The organism is Polynucleobacter necessarius (assembly GCF_900096765.1).
Taxonomy (GTDB): Bacteria; Pseudomonadota; Gammaproteobacteria; order Burkholderiales; family Burkholderiaceae; genus Polynucleobacter; species Polynucleobacter necessarius_F.
This window is the reverse complement of sequence record NZ_LT615228.1, coordinates 567,242-585,664: the sequence shown is the minus strand read 5'-3', so window position 1 is coordinate 585,664 and position 18,423 is coordinate 567,242. Positions and strand designations below refer to the sequence as shown.

The 18,423-nt window shown below is 45.5% G+C and carries 13 protein-coding genes, 1 tRNA gene and 1 pseudogene; 2 read left to right on the top strand and 13 right to left on the bottom strand.

Annotated features, from left to right (window positions below; genetic code table 11):
- Nucleotides 1-41 precede the first annotated feature (41 nt).
- From lon to ispD, 8 genes and pseudogenes are all read right to left on the bottom strand, one after another.
- The gene (lon, locus tag DXE33_RS03030) at nucleotides 42-2,471 is read right to left on the bottom strand and encodes an endopeptidase La (RefSeq protein WP_114638570.1); all 2,430 of its coding nucleotides are present in this window, start codon (nucleotides 2,469-2,471) and stop codon (nucleotides 42-44) included.
- A gap of 181 nt (nucleotides 2,472-2,652) precedes the next feature.
- A complete protein-coding gene (gene clpX / locus DXE33_RS03025; protein ID WP_114638569.1) occupies nucleotides 2,653-4,014 on the bottom strand; it encodes an ATP-dependent Clp protease ATP-binding subunit ClpX in 1,362 nt (453 codons plus the stop codon).
- A gap of 35 nt (nucleotides 4,015-4,049) precedes the next feature.
- Nucleotides 4,050-4,679, bottom strand: coding sequence for an ATP-dependent Clp endopeptidase proteolytic subunit ClpP (gene clpP / locus DXE33_RS03020; protein WP_114638568.1), 630 nt, complete (start codon nucleotides 4,677-4,679; stop codon nucleotides 4,050-4,052).
- A gap of 32 nt (nucleotides 4,680-4,711) precedes the next feature.
- On the bottom strand, nucleotides 4,712-6,049 hold the full coding sequence (gene tig / locus DXE33_RS03015; RefSeq protein ID WP_114638567.1) for a trigger factor: 1,338 nt from the start codon (nucleotides 6,047-6,049) through the stop codon (nucleotides 4,712-4,714).
- A 57-nt stretch (nucleotides 6,050-6,106) separates the two neighbouring features.
- Nucleotides 6,107-6,193 (bottom strand) — tRNA-Leu (locus DXE33_RS03010).
- Nucleotides 6,194-6,261: 68 nt separating this feature from the next.
- Nucleotides 6,262-6,847 (bottom strand): annotated as a pseudogene (locus tag DXE33_RS03005) (malonic semialdehyde reductase).
- A gap of 30 nt (nucleotides 6,848-6,877) precedes the next feature.
- Complete coding sequence (ispF, locus tag DXE33_RS03000) at nucleotides 6,878-7,381, bottom strand: 2-C-methyl-D-erythritol 2,4-cyclodiphosphate synthase (RefSeq protein ID WP_114638566.1); 504 nt, start codon at nucleotides 7,379-7,381, stop codon at nucleotides 6,878-6,880.
- 9 nt (nucleotides 7,382-7,390) lie between these two features.
- Nucleotides 7,391-8,155, bottom strand: coding sequence for a 2-C-methyl-D-erythritol 4-phosphate cytidylyltransferase (ispD, locus tag DXE33_RS02995; RefSeq protein WP_114638565.1), 765 nt, complete (start codon nucleotides 8,153-8,155; stop codon nucleotides 7,391-7,393).
- Between the two features lie 23 nt (nucleotides 8,156-8,178).
- Here ispD and mfd point away from each other — a divergent pair, with 23 nt between their 5' ends.
- The gene (gene mfd / locus DXE33_RS02990; protein ID WP_114638564.1) at nucleotides 8,179-11,718 is read left to right on the top strand and encodes a transcription-repair coupling factor; all 3,540 of its coding nucleotides are present in this window, start codon (nucleotides 8,179-8,181) and stop codon (nucleotides 11,716-11,718) included.
- Nucleotides 11,719-11,738: 20 nt separating this feature from the next.
- Nucleotides 11,739-12,629, top strand: a complete 891-nt coding sequence (gene serB / locus DXE33_RS02985) for a phosphoserine phosphatase SerB (RefSeq protein WP_114638563.1) — start codon at nucleotides 11,739-11,741, stop codon at nucleotides 12,627-12,629.
- Between the two features lie 44 nt (nucleotides 12,630-12,673).
- Here the strand turns inward: serB and DXE33_RS02980 are convergent, their stop codons facing one another.
- The 5 genes from DXE33_RS02980 to phaC form a co-directional block, all read right to left on the bottom strand.
- Complete coding sequence (locus tag DXE33_RS02980) at nucleotides 12,674-13,858, bottom strand: acetyl-CoA C-acyltransferase family protein (protein ID WP_114638562.1); 1,185 nt, start codon at nucleotides 13,856-13,858, stop codon at nucleotides 12,674-12,676.
- Nucleotides 13,859-13,939: 81 nt separating this feature from the next.
- Complete coding sequence (gene rimO, locus DXE33_RS02975; RefSeq protein WP_114638561.1) at nucleotides 13,940-15,298, bottom strand: 30S ribosomal protein S12 methylthiotransferase RimO; 1,359 nt, start codon at nucleotides 15,296-15,298, stop codon at nucleotides 13,940-13,942.
- Between the two features lie 2 nt (nucleotides 15,299-15,300).
- Nucleotides 15,301-15,897, bottom strand: a complete 597-nt coding sequence (gene phaR, locus DXE33_RS02970; RefSeq protein ID WP_114638560.1) for a polyhydroxyalkanoate synthesis repressor PhaR — start codon at nucleotides 15,895-15,897, stop codon at nucleotides 15,301-15,303.
- A gap of 111 nt (nucleotides 15,898-16,008) precedes the next feature.
- Nucleotides 16,009-16,749, bottom strand: coding sequence for a 3-ketoacyl-ACP reductase (locus DXE33_RS02965; protein WP_114638559.1), 741 nt, complete (start codon nucleotides 16,747-16,749; stop codon nucleotides 16,009-16,011).
- A gap of 41 nt (nucleotides 16,750-16,790) precedes the next feature.
- Nucleotides 16,791-18,413 (bottom strand): class I poly(R)-hydroxyalkanoic acid synthase, encoded by a 1,623-nt coding sequence (phaC, locus tag DXE33_RS02960; RefSeq protein WP_114638558.1) that lies wholly within the window; start codon nucleotides 18,411-18,413, stop codon nucleotides 16,791-16,793.
- Nucleotides 18,414-18,423: the final 10 nt, after the last annotated feature.

Sequence of the window (18,423 nt, the reverse complement as noted above, 5' to 3'; positions counted from 1 at the left end):
TAGGATGGACTTGAGAGAATGTCAGCAGCAAATAAGCAATATCAATGTTTTAAGACATCACCTGAAGGAGCGTTTTCATTGGCTTTACTAGCTTCTGCAGCCTTTTTAGCCAACTCTTCAGGCGTTGGGTCAAGCAATGCCTCTGGCATGCGCTCTAACGCTAACTCCAACACTTTATCGATCCAACGCACCGGAACAATTTCAATTGCGTTCTTCACGTTATCCGGAATATCAATCAAATCCTTGACGTTTTCCTCTGGAATAAGAGCCAACTTAATTCCACCGCGATGCGCTGCTAACAACTTCTCCTTCAGACCGCCGATTGGCAGGACTTCTCCGCGCAGGGTTATTTCACCTGTCATGGCGACATCCGAGCGAATCGGAATACCAGTGAAGACAGAGACCAATGCGGTAGTAATCGCGATACCAGCCGATGGCCCATCCTTGGGGGTTGCACCATCTGGGAAGTGAATATGAATATCCTTCTTTTCAAATGATTCATCTGCAATACCGAGACGTTTAGCTCTTGAGCGCACGACAGTACGAGCCGCCTCAACGGATTCTTTCATCACATCACCAATGGATCCAGTTCTAGTAATGACACCTTTACCAGGCATCACCGCTGCTTCAACGGTGAGAAGATCGCCGCCAACCTCAGTCCATGCTAGACCTGTAACTTGGCCAACTTGATTTTCTTTTCCAGCCAAGCCAAAGTCATATATTCTGACTGACAAGAATTTTTCCAAGTTATCAGCATTCACAATTACAGGGGCAGCCTCTTTCAAGAGCAACAACTTCACCACCTTACGGCAAATTTTGCTGATTTCTCTCTCTAAAGAGCGGACGCCTGCTTCACGCGTGTAGTAACGAATCATGTTGCGAACAGCGCTATCCTCTATCTTGAGCTCATCTTTTTTCAAACCATTATTTTTGATCTGCTTTGGGATGAGGTAATTCACCGCAATACTGGTCTTCTCGTCTTCGGTGTAGCCGGCCAAACGGATGATTTCAAGACGATCTAACAGTGGACCAGGAATATTCAAAGAGTTTGATGTCACCACAAACATCACATCAGACAAATCGAAGTCCACTTCAACATAGTGATCTTGAAAGGTGTGGTTTTGCTCAGGATCCAATACCTCTAGTAAGGCACTTGCAGGATCACCACGAAAGTCCATGCCCATTTTGTCAACTTCGTCCAAAAGAAACAGAGGATTACGAACGCCAACCTTGGTGAGACTAGTCAAAATCTTGCCAGGCATTGATCCAATATAGGTGCGACGATGGCCTCGAATCTCGGATTCATCACGCACACCACCTAAGGCCATACGCACAAATTTTCTATTCGTTGCTCGAGCAATCGATTGACCCAACGATGTTTTACCAACTCCAGGAGGCCCTACTAAACAAAGAATCGGGGCCTTGACTCGATCGACTCGCTGTTGCACAGCAAGGTACTCCAAGATGCGCTCTTTAACCTTATCAAGACCATAATGATCTTCATCCAATACTTTTTCAGCATTGGATAAATCATTATTGATCTTGGTTTTCTTTTTCCAAGGGAGATTTACCAATGTATCAATGAAGTTACGAATAACGGTAGCTTCTGCAGACATCGGAGACATTAGTTTGAGCTTTTTGAGCTCAGACTCCGCCTTTTTCAAATCTTCCTTAGGCATGCGAGCAGCCTTAATACGCTTTTCTAATTCTTCGAGATCGGCACCCTCTTCGCCCTCACCCAATTCTTTTTGAATCGCCTTCACTTGCTCATTCAAGTAGTACTCGCGTTGACTCTTTTCCATCTGGCGTTTAACACGACCACGAATACGCTTTTCGACTTGCAAGATATCAATCTCGCTTTCTAAATCCGCCAACAAACTTTCAAGACGCTGAACCACATCAGTCATCTCTAACAAACGTTGTTTTTGCTCAAGCTTTACTGGAAGATATGCGCAGATCGTATCAGCTAAACGGCTAGGATCATCAATTCCGCCAAGCGAGGACAAGATTTCTTGCGGGACTTTTTTATTCAGTTTTACATACTGATCAAATTGAGCCATGATTGCGCGACGCAAGGCTTCAGTTTCATGTGCATCGATTGAATTGAGCGCTGTAGGCGTAGCTTCGCAATTAAAGTAGCCAAGGCTATCTTCAATCTGACTTACTTCAGCCCGCTGAACGCCTTCAACCAATACCTTAACGGTGCCGTCAGGCAACTTAAGCATTTGCAAAATATTGGCAATACAACCAACTTTATAAAGATCCTCAATACCAGGCTCATCCTTAGCCGCAGTCTTTTGAGCAACTAAGAGGACGCTCTTACCGGTCTCCATAGCGGCCTCAAGGGCTTTAATAGATTTTGGGCGACCGACAAACAATGGGATCACCATGTGCGGAAATACCACCACGTCCCTCAGCGGGAGCAATGGCAGTTGAATCGGTTCAGAGGGTAGTAATAAGTGGCCAGGCATGGGGCAAATCCTCCAAAAAAATAATCTTTTCTCAAGAATTCAAATTAGTGACTAAACACTAAATAGAGACATTCTTCTTAAGTAGCATACTACCTATATGGGTAGGATTTTTGAAAAAACAAGGGAATAAAGTGCAAAAAAGGGGCAAAAATGCCCCAAAAATAGCGAAAACCCTGAGAATTTAGGCTTTTTTGCTGAAATCTGATTGTTCAGGGTCTTGTTTGTACACCAGCAGGGGTTTTCCACCCTCTGCAATGCTGGACTCATCGATAACCACTTTTTGAACATTCTTCAAAGATGGGAGGTCATACATCACATCCATTAAAGAACCTTCCAGAATCGATCTCAGTCCACGAGCCCCCGTTTTACGGGCAATCGCCTTCTTTGCAATTGCTGAGAGCGCCTCACGGCGCACTTCAAGCTCAGAGCCTTCCATGGTCAACAAAGCCTGGTATTGCTTAACTAAGGCGTTCTTAGGCTCAGTTAAGATTTGAATCAGAGCTTCTTCATCTAACTGTGCCAGAGTTGCAACCACCGGCAAACGTCCGATCAACTCAGGAATTAAACCAAACTTGATCAAATCCTCAGGCTCAACTTCAATCAGAAGATCACTGACTCCGCGATCATCTTTACCTGGGACGGTAGCATTAAATCCTATACCCGTTTTGGCCGTACGCTGTTGAATCACCTTCTCCAGGCCGTCGAATGCGCCACCGCAAATAAACAAAATATTAGTGGTATCGACTTGCAAGAAATCTTGGTTGGGGTGCTTACGTCCACCCTGGGGAGGCACAGAGGCCATCGTACCTTCCACCAGTTTTAGTAACGCTTGCTGCACACCCTCACCGGATACATCTCGTGTAATTGATGGATTGTCGGACTTTCGAGAAATTTTATCGATCTCATCAATGTAGACAATACCGCGCTGAGCTTTTTCAACGTTGTAATCACAAGCCTGTAAAAGCTTTTGAATAATATTTTCAACATCCTCACCAACATAACCAGCTTCAGTTAAGGTGGTGGCATCAGCCATCACAAATGGAACATCTAGCATACGGGCCAATGTCTGCGCCAGGAGTGTCTTACCAGAACCGGTGGGACCAATCAGCAAAATATTGCTTTTTGCTAACTCAACACCATCCACCATTGCTTTAGCAGGCGCCTTAGATTCTTTTTTATCAACAGCATCGACTGGCTTTCCATCTTTATCGAGCTTTGCTTTTTTGGGCTTAGGCAAATACTGCAAACGCTTGTAATGGTTATAAACCGCTACAGCCAAAGTTTTTTTGGCATGATCTTGCCCGATAACGTATTGATCTAAATTTTCTCGAATCTGATGTGGGGTCGGTAAAGACTCATCGCCCTCTTCTTTAGGAAGTTTTGCAACTTCTTCTTGAATGATGTCGGTACAGAGATCAATGCACTCATCACAGATGAAGACGGAAGGTCCAGCAATTAGCTTTTTAACTTCGTGCTGGCTCTTGCCACAAAAAGAGCAATACAAAACTTTGTCAGTTGAATTGGGGCTCGAGGTATCACTCAAAATATTTGCTCAATAAAATTCTGTTGGTGTTTAGATTATGGGCGCTTTTCGATCACCTTGTCGATCAAGCCATATTCGCGGGCTTGCTCAGCAGACATGAAATTATCGCGATCAGTATCTTTAGCAATGGTCTCAATTGATTGACCCGTACGGTCAGCCAGAATCTGATTAAGGCGTTCACGTAAATACAAAATTTCACGCGCTTGAATTTCAATATCGGAGGCCTGACCACGTGCTCCGCCCAATGGCTGATGAATCATGACACGGGAGTTTGGCAACGCATAGCGTTTCTCTTTTTCGCCGGCGCATAACAAGAATGCACCCATGCTGGCAGCCATGCCCATGCAGAGCGTACTTACATGCGGTTTAATAAACTGCATGGTGTCATAAATAGCCAAGCCAGCGGAAACAGAACCCCCTGGAGAATTGATATACAGGGAGATATCTTTATCAGGGTTCTCACTCTCCAAAAAGAGTAATTGGGCAATCACCAAGTTAGCGGTTTGATCATTTACCTCGCCAACCAAAAACACAACCCGCTCCTTCAGTAAGCGCGAGTAGATATCGTAGGCGCGCTCTCCTCTGCCGGAGGTCTCAATAACCATTGGAACCAAACCCAAGCCTTTCGGTTCTAAATCATCAGAATGAAATTGGTTCTGGTTCATATCAGGGCCCTTTTAATTAAATAAATGACAACTTAGTTTAGCTTGCTTAATTCTTCAAAGCTAATTGCTTTGTCATTTACCTTAGCAAGTGAGGTGAAATGCTTGATGACATTATCTTCAAGCACCAAATTCTCGATATCCTTTAAACGGCTTGGATTGCTGTAATACCAACGAACGACCTCCTTAGGGTCTTCATAAGTAGCAGCCTGCTCCTCAATTTCAGCTTTGATCTGATCTGCAGTCGCAGCCAAATTATTTTTCTTAACCAATTCACCGAGAATAAGACCTAAACGAACGCGCTTAAGGGCTTGTTCAGCAAAAATCTCTGGAGGAATTGGTGCATCTTTTGCATTCGGAACGCCACGTTGAATCAAATCTTGACGAGCACCCTCAACTAAGCGTTCTTGCTCTGAAGCCACCAATGACTTCGGAACATCTAGTTCACAGGAAGCATTGAGCTTATCCATTACTTCATTTTTCAGCAACGAAGTAATACGACGCTTTACTTCACGATCAAGATTCTGCTTCACTTCTTCGCGCATCTTCACAACTCCACCCTCAGTAATTCCTAGGGATAAAGCAAATGCATCGTCTACCACAGGTAAGTGCGCCCAGTTAACGGACTTGACGGTGATCGTGAAATCTACTGTTTTGCCAGCAACATCTTTGCCGTGATAGTCAGCAGGGAAAGTCAGAGGAAAAGTTTTGCTTTCGCCTGACTTCAGACCTAAAGCGGCAGCCTCAAACTCAGGCAACATACGGCCCTCGCCAAGAACAAATTCAAAGTTTTCCGCTTTACCGCCAGCAAACTCAACACCATCTAACTTGCCAACAAAATCAACAACTACTTGATCACCATTCTGAGCGGCAGTATTTGGGCCCCCATCACCATGATCACCAGCCTGGCCGCGCGGATGGTAATGGACTTGCTGTTTACGCAAAACATCAATTGCTCGATCGATCTCAGCGTCACCAATTTCGGTTACATACTTTGTTACCTCTGCTTGACTGAAGTCACCAATCTTAACTTCAGGCAATACTTCAAAGAATGCATCGAAAACAATCTTGTCAGCATCTAGTTCACTCTTAGGTTCAAGACGTGGCTGACCAGCTAGAGCAATACCCTCTTTTTGAGTTTGCTCAAAAAAGAGTTCTGAGGCTTTATCAAACTGAAGTTCGTAATCAACTTGTATGCCATATTGCTTTTCAACAATGTTCTTGGGCACTTTGCCTGGACGAAAACCCGCCATCTTCATGGTTTTGCCAACTTTGGCCAAACGAGCTTCGCGTGCTTTTGCCAAATCGGCGCGAGCGAATTCCAAAGTCATCTTGCGGTCCAATGAACCTAAATTTTCTATCTGCACAGCCATTCTCGTCTCTTAATTGAAGATCTGGAAATGTGAAGTCCAAGCCAAGTAGCAATCTTGTGGTGCGAGGAGGGGGACTCGAACCCCCACACCATTTCTGGCGTCAGGACCTAAACCTGGTGCGTCTACCAATTTCGCCATCCTCGCGAATATCCGCAAACACTGCCAAGCCTAGACTTCACTCTAAAGGCCATAATTCTACAATGCTTAAGGGTTTAGAGGATCTTGCAGGCCTCTTCAAAGGATGGGCGGGGTTGACGCGGCATCAAGCCAGACGCATCTCCATAGCCAATATTGAGTAAAAAATTCACTTTTACCCTGCCATTTGGGAAAAATTGGGCATTAACCTTATCGGCATCAAATCCACTCATCGCGCCACAATCAAGGCCTAGCGCCCTTACCGCTAGGATCAAGTAGGCGCCTTGCAAGCTAGAGTTTCGAAAGGCGGTAGATTGAATGAACTCTTCTTTTCCAACAAACCAGCTTTTAGCATCTACATGCGGGAAAAGCTTAGGAAGCTGCTCATAAAAATCCAAGTCCATCCCCACAATTGCAGTCACTGGGGCATTTTTTGTTTTATCGACATTTCCGGGGTTTACGCAAGCAACTAAGCGCTCTTTTGCTTCTGGGCTCTTTACAAAAATTATGCGTGCTGGATTGCAGTTCACAGACGTTGGCGCCATATAGGTCGTAAATTTCCCTGAGCTGATCATCGCTTACCTGCTTAGGCTGCCACGCATTATGCGTACGCGCATTAACAAATAACTGATCTAAAGCTTGTCGTTCAATCCTGTTTTCCATGATGATCCAATCCACTCAAATAAATAGTTTCTATACCTTGTAAACCAAAGCAACAGCATGTACCGCAATTCCCTCACCGCGTCCAAGATGACCTAAGGACTCGTTAGTTTTCGCTTTAAGGTTCACGTGGCTCAAAGTAACCGCCAAATCAGAGGCAATATTACGAACCATTTCAGGCAGGAAGTCAGCCAACTTTGGCTTTTGGCAAATAATAGTCGCATCAACATTACCAACATGAAAGCCAGCTGCCTGAACCTTTTGTAGTGCAGCCCTGAGCAAAATTCTGCTATCCATGTCCTTAAACTTCGGATCGGTATCAGGAAATAATTGACCAATGTCATTTAGGCCAGCAGCCCCAAGCAATGCATCCGTTAATGCATGCAGCAATGCATCGGCATCTGAATGACCTAACAAACCTTTTTCATGAGGCACATGGACACCACCTAACACAAGTTTGCGATCTGGTACTAAAGCATGAACATCGTATCCCTGACCGATACGAAATTGCGGAATATGGGGAATGCTCGATGTCATATCAATTCTTTAAGATCCATTTTGAGATTGCAACAGTGATTGCATTAGGTCCCAGTCGGCTGGATGGGTTACCTTGAAATTTCTAGTGGCGCCTTCAATTAAAAGGGGTTTAATGCCCGCCAATTCCATTGCGCTAGCTTCATCAGTCACGTCCGCTTCTAGTCTAATAGCCTCATCTAAGGCACTATGCAATTGATTTAAATGAAACATCTGCGGAGTTTGTGCCTGCCATAAATGCTCACGAGGAATAGTTTTCTCAATATGCGGCAAATTACCTGCGATGACCGAATCTAGATCGGCCTGCTTTAAGGTGTCCGCTAGAGGCATGGCCAAAAGTCCACCCGATGATGATTTTTGGACAGTCGAAATTAACTTTTCAATGAGCGCGGGAGTGATACCGGGCCTAGCAGCATCGTGCACCAAGATCCAATCATCATCTGGTATACCAGCCTTGAGCAAAGCGGCTAAGGTGTTGCGAACTGTTTCTTGACGGGTTGGCCCGCCGGTAGGCACCAAATGAATCGGTTTGTGATTCGATTTGCCAGCTTGACTTAGGGCTTGCAGTGTCGGGTTATCGATAAAGTTTGGCGACACACCGACCCAAATGGATGCAATTAGCGGTGATTGCATAAAAGCGTCTAAGGCATAAGCCAACATTGGCTTACCAGCTAACTGCTGAAACTGCTTAGGCAGATCCCCGCCCAGGCGAGACCCGGTACCAGCAGTCGGCAGAAGCGCATGACAGCCAATCGAGGCATGGTTTGGAAAGTTCATGCCTGATTCTATAATGAGCGCTGATGTCTGATGCATTAAATCTTGCAACCCCCATACCCGCTCCGCGGGCTGGGCAGCGCTTTACCTTTTCAGGGCTAGTTGGATCTGCAGATGCTGCCCTATTAGCCCAGACTGCTCTGCGCTACCGAAACGATTTTTCTGTCATGGTGGTGTTCTGTGCGCACACTCAGGAAGCTCAACGATTAACCGAAGAAATCCCAACATTTGCCCCGCAATTGAAGGTTCGACTTCTGCCGGACTGGGAAATTCTTCCATACGACCATTTCTCGCCACACCAAGATTTAGTATCAGAGCGGCTCGCAACTTTATACGAGCTCCTCAATGGCAGTTGCGACATTGTTTTGGTGCCTGTCACTACAGCGCTCCAACGCTTGGGTCCGCCCCAGTTTTTGTCTGGTCATACCTTCTTTTTTAGGCAAGGTGATCCTTTAGACGAGACCGCGCTAAAACTGCAACTACACCAAGCGGGCTACGACCCAGTGAGCGCTGTCATGCGTCCTGGCGAATACAGTATCCGTGGCGGGCTTATTGATCTCTTCCCAATGGGCTCGAACTTGCCTTATCGCCTTGATTTATTTGGCAATGAAATTGAGCAAATTCGAGCATTTGACCCAGACACCCAACGCAGTCTATATCCAGTTAAAGAAGTTCGCCTCCTGCCAGGACATGAATTTCCATTTGATGATGAAGCCAGAACCGCCTTTCGTGGACGCTGGCGTGAGGTATTTGAAGGTGACCCAACGCGATGTTCAATTTATAAAGACGTCAATTTAGGCATTCCAAGTGCAGGTATTGAATCCTATCTGCCCTTATTTTTTGAGCAGCAATCCAACCTTTTTGACTACTTCCCTAGATCGGGCGATCCAGTATGGCTAGTTAACATCGGCAATGTTGAAGAGTCCATTAAAGGATTTTGGAAAGATACTTTATCGCGCTATGAATTTCTCAAGCATGACTTAGATCGCCCTATTCTTCCCCCCAAAGATTTGTTCTTAGATGTTGATGAATTCTTCACTACCGCGAAGCCTTTTGCACGTCTACATTTAGAAAATGACGCGGGCATTGCACAAGAGTTTCTGCCTGTTCCAGATATTGCAGTTCATCGGCGCGATCCAGATCCATTAGGACGTCTTCGCAAAATTGTTGCCCAGGAAAACTTACGCATTCTGATTTGTAGTGACAGCGCAGGACGAAAAGAATCGATACGTCAGTTGCTTGAGGAAAGCAATGCTGTGGCCGGGCAGGATGGCAGGCCACAGCATCCCCTAAAGCCCGAAGGCTTTGAAAATATTGCGGATTTTGTCAAGAGCGATGCTCTATTTGGTCTTGTCACGGCCCCGCTCTTTAATGGCTTTCACTGGCCATCTCAAAATCTACTAGTCCTCACTGAGGCTGAATTATTTACCTCCACCGCAAGACAAAGACGTAAAAGCAAGGGAACCGAAAACTCTGATCCTGATATGCTGTTTAAGGATCTGTCTGAATTAAAAATCGGTGATCCAGTGGTTCATGCTGAGCACGGCATTGGGCGTTATCAAGGCTTAGTGCTGCTTAATCTTGCAGCCCCCAAGGAGGCACCTATTTTTGAAGAGTTCTTGTATCTGCAATACGCAGGTCAAGCAACTCTATACGTACCAGTACAACAGCTCCAAATGGTAACTCGTTACGCTGGCTCTGATCCCGACTCAGCTCCGCTTCACCAGTTAGGCTCAGGCCAATGGGATAAAGCCAAACGCAAAGCTGCGCAACAGATTCGAGACACTGCCGCTGAACTTTTAGGTCTATATGCAGCCCGCGCAATTCGCAAAGGTCACGCGTTTGAATTTTCCGCCCATGACTACGCAGCTTTTGCAGAGAGTTTTGGTTTTGAAGAGACTCCTGATCAAGCCAATGCTATTGCCGCAGTCATCGGCGATATGACCAGCGGAACACCAATGGATCACTTGGTATGCGGAGATGTGGGCTTTGGCAAAACAGAAGTCGCTCTTCGTGCCAGTTTTGTGGCGGTCATGGGGGGAAAACAGGTGGCCATTTTGGCGCCCACGACTCTTTTAGCTGAACAACATGTAGCAACTTGGAAGGATCGTTTTGCTGAATGGCCTGTACGAATTGTCGAACTCTCGCGCTTTAAGACCGCAAAGGAAATTAATACAGCACTCGAAGCAATAGCTAAAGGTGATGCAGACATTATTATCGGCACTCATAAATTACTCTCTAAAGAAACGAAATTTGCTAACCTAGGTTTGGTCATCGTTGATGAAGAACATCGTTTTGGCGTTCGCCAAAAAGATGCGCTCAAGGCTTTACGAGCAGAAGTCGATATTCTTACCTTAACTGCCACCCCAATCCCTAGAACGCTGGGTATGGCAATGGAAGGACTACGCGAGTTCTCCATTATCGCTACTGCACCTCAAAAACGCCTTGCTATTAAGACATTCGTGCGTCGTGAAGGAGATGGTGTTATTCGTGAAGCAGTATTACGTGAAATTAAACGTGGCGGTCAAGTCTATTTTCTACATAACGAAGTAGAAACGATTGAAAATCGCAAGCATGCCCTCCAAGAATTGATTCCAGAAGCGCGCATTAGTATTGCACATGGCCAGATGCATGAACGAGAACTAGAGTCCGTCATGCGTGAGTTTGTGACGCAGCGAACCAACATTTTGTTATGCACCACAATTATTGAAACTGGCATTGATGTGCCTACAGCCAATACGATCATCATGCATCGTGCAGATAAATTTGGTTTGGCTCAATTACATCAACTGCGAGGACGCGTTGGACGCTCGCACCATCAAGCCTATGCCTATCTCCTAGTTTCAGACCTAGAGGCCCTGAGCAAACAAGCCCAGCTACGTTTAAATGCCATCCAAGCGATGGAAGAACTTGGATCGGGATTCTATTTAGCGATGCATGATCTGGAGATTCGTGGCGCTGGTGAGGTATTAGGCGATAAGCAGTCCGGAGAAATTCATGAGATTGGCTTTCAGCTCTATACAGAAATGCTCAATCGGGCAGTGAAATCACTCCGTAGTGGTAAAGAGCCAGATCTATTATCGCCATTACAAGCAACAACCGATGTGAACCTAGGTATACCCGCCCTATTGCCCGAAGATTACTGCCCCGATGCACATGAACGTCTCTCACTCTACAAACGCTTTGCTGGTTGCAATAATTTTTCGGAATTGATGGGTTTACGTGAAGAGCTAGTAGACCGCTTTGGTGATCTACCTGATCAAGCAAAATCTTTTTATGAAACCCATCGCCTTCGTCTAGAAATGGCTGGGTTTGGAATTAAAAAGATTGATGCAAGCCCTACATCAATTCAAATTCAGTTCATACCAAACCCCCCGCTTGACCCAATGAAAATCATTCAATTGATTCAATCATCAAAACATATCCAACTCAACGGTCAGGACAAGCTCAAGGTATTACCCCAAAAGGACCGTGAATTTGAAAAATTAGAGCAGCGTCTTGATACCATCAGGCAAATTTTGCGGCGCTTAAATGATTCGACCGTCTTAAGCAGCGTCAATAACTAGCCCTCCACTATTATTAACCTATGGCAAACCATCAAACACTGATAGCCCTCTCGAAAAACCCCATCTCAGAGAAGATGGTTTTTGAGTTGAAAGATCTTGCTCTAAGATTCGGTTGCACTCTGCATAACACTAGCAACCCATTTTCAAACGGCGCCTATCATGAAGTTCGCTGGGATTCAAACCAGCACTTGGATGTGACTCAAAGAGAGGCCCTGCGTAATATCGCGAGTAGCCATCAAACTGACTTGTGTTTTTTGCAGGCCAACTTGATTACTCAAGATATTCGTGTTTTAGCAATGGATATGGATTCCACCCTCATCAATATTGAGTGCATCGATGAAATTGCTGACTTCACTGGAAAAAAATCAGCAGTTGCCCAAATTACTGAAGCTACGATGCGAGGAGAAATCAAAGACTTCAAAGAAAGTCTTCGCAGACGTGTAGCACTTCTAGAAGGTGTTCATGCTGATGCGCTTGAAGCGGTTTATCGTGAGCGCCTCAAGCCGAATCCTGGGGCTCTTGAATTATTAGCGGGAGCCAATGAGCGCGGCCTTTACACCCTGCTTGTATCGGGAGGCTTTACCTTCTTCACAGACAAGCTTCGTCAGGAACTCGGCTTTAGACAGACTCAGGCCAATACCCTTGAAATTATTGATGGCAAGCTCACTGGCAGAGTATTGGGAGATATTGTTGACGGAATTGCTAAAGCAACTCATTTGGATAGAGCATGTACATTAGTTGGATGTACGAGAGCAAACGCAATCACGATGGGCGATGGTGCCAATGACTTGATTATGATGAATGGATCTGGTATCAGCGTCGCCTATCAAGCCAAACCAGTGGTAAAAGAAAAAGCCGACGCGGCTTTTGACCACGTCGGCTTGGATGCTGCATTACTTTTAATCTCCTAAACTCGTACCCAAGAGATTATTCGTAACTGTTTACTAGGCTTGCTTTATAGACGCTCAAAAATCGTCGCAATACCTTGACCGCCACCAATACACATCGTGACTAGAGCATATTTACCTTGTACGCGCTGTAATTCATGAATCGCCTTAGTAGCAATCGCAGCGCCTGAACATCCAATTGGGTGACCAAGAGCAATCGCGCCACCATTCACGTTTGTTTTAGCAGGATCTAAACCGAGACCTTTAGTAACCGCCAAAGCTTGTGCAGCAAAGGCCTCATTCGACTCAATCACGTCCATTTGATCTAACTTCAAACCTGCGCGCTCTAGGGCAAGCTTAGTCGCAGGTATTGGACCTTCGCCCATAATGTGGTTTGGCACACCAGCAACAGCGTAAAACACCAAACGAGCGATTGGCTGATGGCCTGCCTTCTTGGCAGTTTCAGCATCCGCCAATACAAAGAATGCAGCACCGTCGTTAATACCTGAGGCATTACCAGCAGTAACAGAACCGCCCTCTTTCTTAAACACTGCTTTCATCTTGGCCAAAGTTTCCATGGTGGTATCTGGCTTCACATGCTCGTCGGCATCAAATACGATATCGCCCTTGCGAGTCTTAATCGTAATCGGAACGATCTGTGACTTGAAGCGACCTTCCTTGATCGCATTGGCTGCGCGACGATGTGATTCAACCGCTAAGGCATCTTGCTCTTCGCGTGTAAGCTTCCATTTTTCAACGAGGTTCTCTGCAGTAACCCCCATATGGCCAACACCAAACGGATCTGTTAACACTGCAACCATCAAGTCAAGCATCTTGGTATCACCCATGCGCGCCCCACTGCGCATCGCAGGAGAGCCGTACATGCCGCGTGACATGACTTCCACGCCGCCGCCAATACCATAATCACAGTCACCGAGCATGATCTGTTGAGCAGTAGTAACGATGGCTTGCAAACCAGAACTACATAAGCGATTCAAGGCCATCGCCACGGATTCCATTGGCAAGCCCGCTTGAATAGCGGCAACACGCGCAACATAGGCATAACGGCTATCAGTTGGAATCGTGTTACCAACAGTGACATAATTAATCAGAGCGGGATCAACCCCAGAGCGGGTAACCGCTTCTTTCATGACAATTCCGCCAAGTTCGGATGGTTCAAAACTACTCAATGAACCATTGAAGGCGCCAATTGCGGAACGTACTGCACTTAAGACAACGACATCACGACTCATATTAATCCCCTTAGCTATACCCAAATTTTGGGCTTAATTAGTTACTAATTAATAATACAAACAATATATTTAAAGCAATCGTCAAGTTTCGGCTATTAGGTCATGCCCTTGGGAGCCAATGACCGTAGCACGGATGATTTCACCTGCTCTATAGCGCTTAGAAGGCTTGCTGGGCGGCAAAACTCTCACCAAACCATCAATTTCAGGGGCATCACCTATGGTTCTGCCAATTCCACCCGACTCATCCACCCGATCTATGAGAACCTGAATACGTTTGCCTACTTTTTTAGCAAGGCGTTTGATAGAGATTTCTTCGGCTTTTGCCATAAACAGCGCCCGACGCTCTTCGCGGACTTCAGCACGCACAGGATTGTCCAGTTGGTTTGCTGTCGCACCCTCAACCGGTGAATAGGCAAAACAGCCCGCACGATCAATCTGGGCTTCCTCTAAGAAATTCAGTAGATAGTCAAACTCTTCCCGAGTCTCACCAGGGAAGCCAGCAATAAATGTACTGCGAATGACCAAATCAGAGCAAGCCTTACGCCAAGCCAAAATGCGCTCGAGATTTTTTTCACCACTAGCAGGACGCTTCATTCGTTTTAAAACGTCTGGGTGTGCGTGCTGCAAAGGGATGTCTAAGTATGGCAAAACACCATAACCATGCTCAGAGAACTGCGCCATCAGCGGCAATATATCGTCCACATGCGGATAGGGATAAACATAATGCAATCGAACCCATGCTTGATGTTCCCGAGCAATTTCATTGAGGGCATTGACCAAATCAAACATTCTCGTTTTAACAGGCTTGCCATCCCAAAAGCCAGTGCGATATTGAATATCAACACCATAAGCGCTAGTGTCTTGAGAAACCACTAGCAACTCTTTAACACCTGATTCAAATAAGCGTTTAGCTTCCAGTAGCACTTCTCCTATGGGTCTAGAGACTAAATCGCCGCGAAGATTGGGAATGATGCAAAAAGTACAGCGATGATTACATCCCTCCGAGATCTTGAGATAAGCATAATGCTTTGGCGTGAGCTTTACACCTGCAGGCGGCACGAGATCAGTGAAGGGATCATGTGGCTTAGGTAAATGCAAATGGATTGCCTGCATCACTTCATCAGTAGCATGCGGGCCAGTAACTGCAAGGACCTTAGGGTGAATGCTCTGAATCAGATCACTGCCATCAGCGTTCTTTCTGGCGCCTAAGCAGCCGGTCACAATCACTTTACCATTTTCAGCAAGCGCTTCGCCGATTGCAGAGAGACTTTCCTCGACTGCGGAATCAATAAAGCCACAGGTATTTACGACAACCAGATCAGCGCCTGAATAATCTTTAGCAGTCTCATATCCCTCTGCGCTCAGTTGCGTGAGGATCAACTCAGAATCTACCAATGCCTTGGGACAACCCAAGGATACAAAACCAATTTTTCCTGCCACAACTATTCTTTTTCGGTTTTTGAAGGCTGAGGCGTAAAGGGGAAACTTCCAAATAAATTCTGGGACCCCTGCATTTGCTCTTGCATCTTGACAAACAAATACCCCTGCATTTGCTCTTGCATCTTGACAAACAAATCTCTGCTTTGCTCCATATAGTTACCCATCAAGTTTTGCATTAAAGGGTTTTGGAGGTTAAGCATTTGCGACAAAGCCTCAGGTGTGCTACCCGCACCAAGCCCTTTAGTTTGATCGCCGAGTTTGTTATGGATATCGACAAACGACTGCATAGTTTTCTCAAGATAGTTACCCATGAGTCCTTGCATGGAATTACCGTAGAAGCGAATAATCTGAGAAAGCATTTGAGTGGAAAATACTGGGGCACCACCAGCCTCTTCCTCAAGAATAATTTGCAGCAAAATGTTACGCGTCAGATCTTCGTCTGTCTTCGCATCAACGACTTTGAATGCTTCATTACTCATTACCAAACCTTTAATGTCAGTCAAGGTGACATAGGTGCTAGTCTGTGTGTCATAGAGACGACGATTCGGGTACTTCTTAATCAGCCGATCTTCACCAGCTCGTTTGGTACGGGTAGCCATGATTTTCCTAACTATTTACTGCAACGCAACATCGGCATAGTTTATCCCTAGTTTGGACATAAGGTAAATAAGCCGTGTTGCGCCCCAACAAAATTGCGTATTTGGGCCAAATTAGCCAGTATGGATACCACCATTGAGTGAGAAATCCGCACCAGTAGCATAGCCACCATCTTCGGATGCAATCCAGCAACAGATCGATGCAATTTCCTCAGGCGTACCTAAGCGCTTGACTGGAATACCAGCAACAATCTTCTCCAGCACATCCTCGCGTATCGCCTTGACCATATCGGTACCAATATAACCTGGAGAAACAGTATTTACTGTAACGCCTTTGGTAGCAACCTCTTGAGCCAAAGCCATGGTGAAACCATGAAGACCCGCTTTAGCTGTTGAGTAGTTCGCTTGACCAAACTGACCTTTTTGACCGTTGACAGAGGAGATATTAATAATGCGTCCCCAGTTATTATCAACCATACCGTCAATCACTTGCTTAGTGACGTTAAACAATGAGTTCAGATTGGTATCAATAACCGCTTTCCATGCCTCTGGAGTCATCTTACGGAAAATGCTGTCACGCGTAATACCCGCATTGTTGACCAATACATCTACTCGACCCACTTCAGCCTTCACCTTATCGAAGGCAGCAACCGTGCTATCCCAATCAGAAACGTTACCCTCAGAGGCAATGAAATCATAACCAAGTGCTTTTTGCTCGGCGATCCAACGATCTTTGCGAGGTGAGTTAGGGCCGCAGCCAGCAATCACTTTAAATCCATCTTTTGCCAAACGTTGGCAAATAGCGGTACCAATACCACCCATACCACCAGTTACGTATGCGACTTTTTGAGACATTACTTTCCCCTTTAAAAAACTTTTGTCAGTTGTTATCGAAATTAAGCTGCTTTTTCTTTTACGTAAACGCCAGGAGCAGGTTCTAGCCGTTTATATTTTGAATTACCAAATGCCTTACTTGCCGGTTTTTGCTCGCCACTAAATTGCTCCAACCATTTGGTGTAATTGGGCCACCAGCTACCCGGAATCTGCTTGGCCCCCTCCAGCCACTCATGTGCAGTAGGCGCTATTTTGTTGTTTTCATAGTAATAACGCTTATTTTTTGCGGGTGGATTAATGACGCCAGCGATATGGCCTGAAGCCCCTAAAACAAAGCGATTCTTGCCTTTGAGAATATGTGTTGACTCATAGGCTGATTGCCAAGGAACTATATGGTCTTCCTGCGAGGCATATAAATAGGCCGGGCACTTGATCTTGCCCAAATCAATCTGCTCGCCACAAATCGTTACTTTGCCTGGCTTGACTAGATCATTTTGTAAATAGGTGTGGCGCAAATACCAGCAATACATGTTACCTGGTAGGTTGGTGGAATCACCATTCCAATACAGAAGATCAAATGGAGGAGGAGAATTTCCTTTGAGGTAATTCTCAACAACGTAATTCCATACGAGATCGTTGGGCCGCAAGAACGAAAAGGTATTGCCAAGATCTAAGCCTGACATCATTCCATATTGACCATTCTTACCGCCTATCGTATTTTCACGTAGCTCAACCATCGCTTCATCGATGAAAACATCCAAAATTCCAGTGTTTGTAAAGTCGAGTAAGGTAGTGAACAGTGTCAAGCTAGCAGCAGGATGCTCATTACGTGCTGCCAATACCGCCAGGGCTGAAGTAGTCAGTGTGCCACCAACGCAAAAGCCAAGAATATTGATTTGCTTGGATTTACTAATCTCTTTAACAACATCGATGGCCTTGATGACGCCAGTTCCAACGTAGTCTTCCCAACTCACTTGCGCCATAGAGGCATCTGGGTTTTTCCAAGAAACCAAGAAAACGGTATGCCCTTGAGAAACCATATGACGAACGACTGAGTTTTCCGGCTGCAAATCTAAGATGTAGTACTTATTGATGCATGGTGGCACCATTAAGTATGGGCGCTCATAAACAGTTTCAGTTAAAGGTGTATACTGAATGAGCTCAAATAATTCATTGCGAAAGACTACGTAACCTTCTGTCGTAGCGATATTCTTTCCAACCTCAAAAGCACTCTCATCGGTAATAGAGACTTTGCCTTTTTTCATATCACCCAACAAATTGACAATCCCTTTTTGCAAGGACTGCCCTTGTGTGCTGATAATATTTTCTAGAACCTCAGGATTGGTAGCGATGAAATTGGATGGTGACAACGCATCAATCATTTGCTCAGTTGTGAACAATATTTTTTGCCGCGTCTTTTCATCGGTTTCTACAGCCTTAGCCAAAGACATTAAATGTTTAGAGTTGAGCAAATAAGTAGCGGCTATTACCTTACTCCATGAGGAATGCCATGCTTTACCAGCAAAGCGACGATCTTTCACTTCGATCGCCTCGGGATTGGTCGCAATGTGCGCCAATTCAGTGAAATATTCTTTTTGAATTTCCGCCAAACGCTCTTGGGGGATCAGCGCCATATGGTGAGGCGCCAAAGATGGCGTTGCACCGGTATTCGTACCTGCAAACATAATAGTCTCT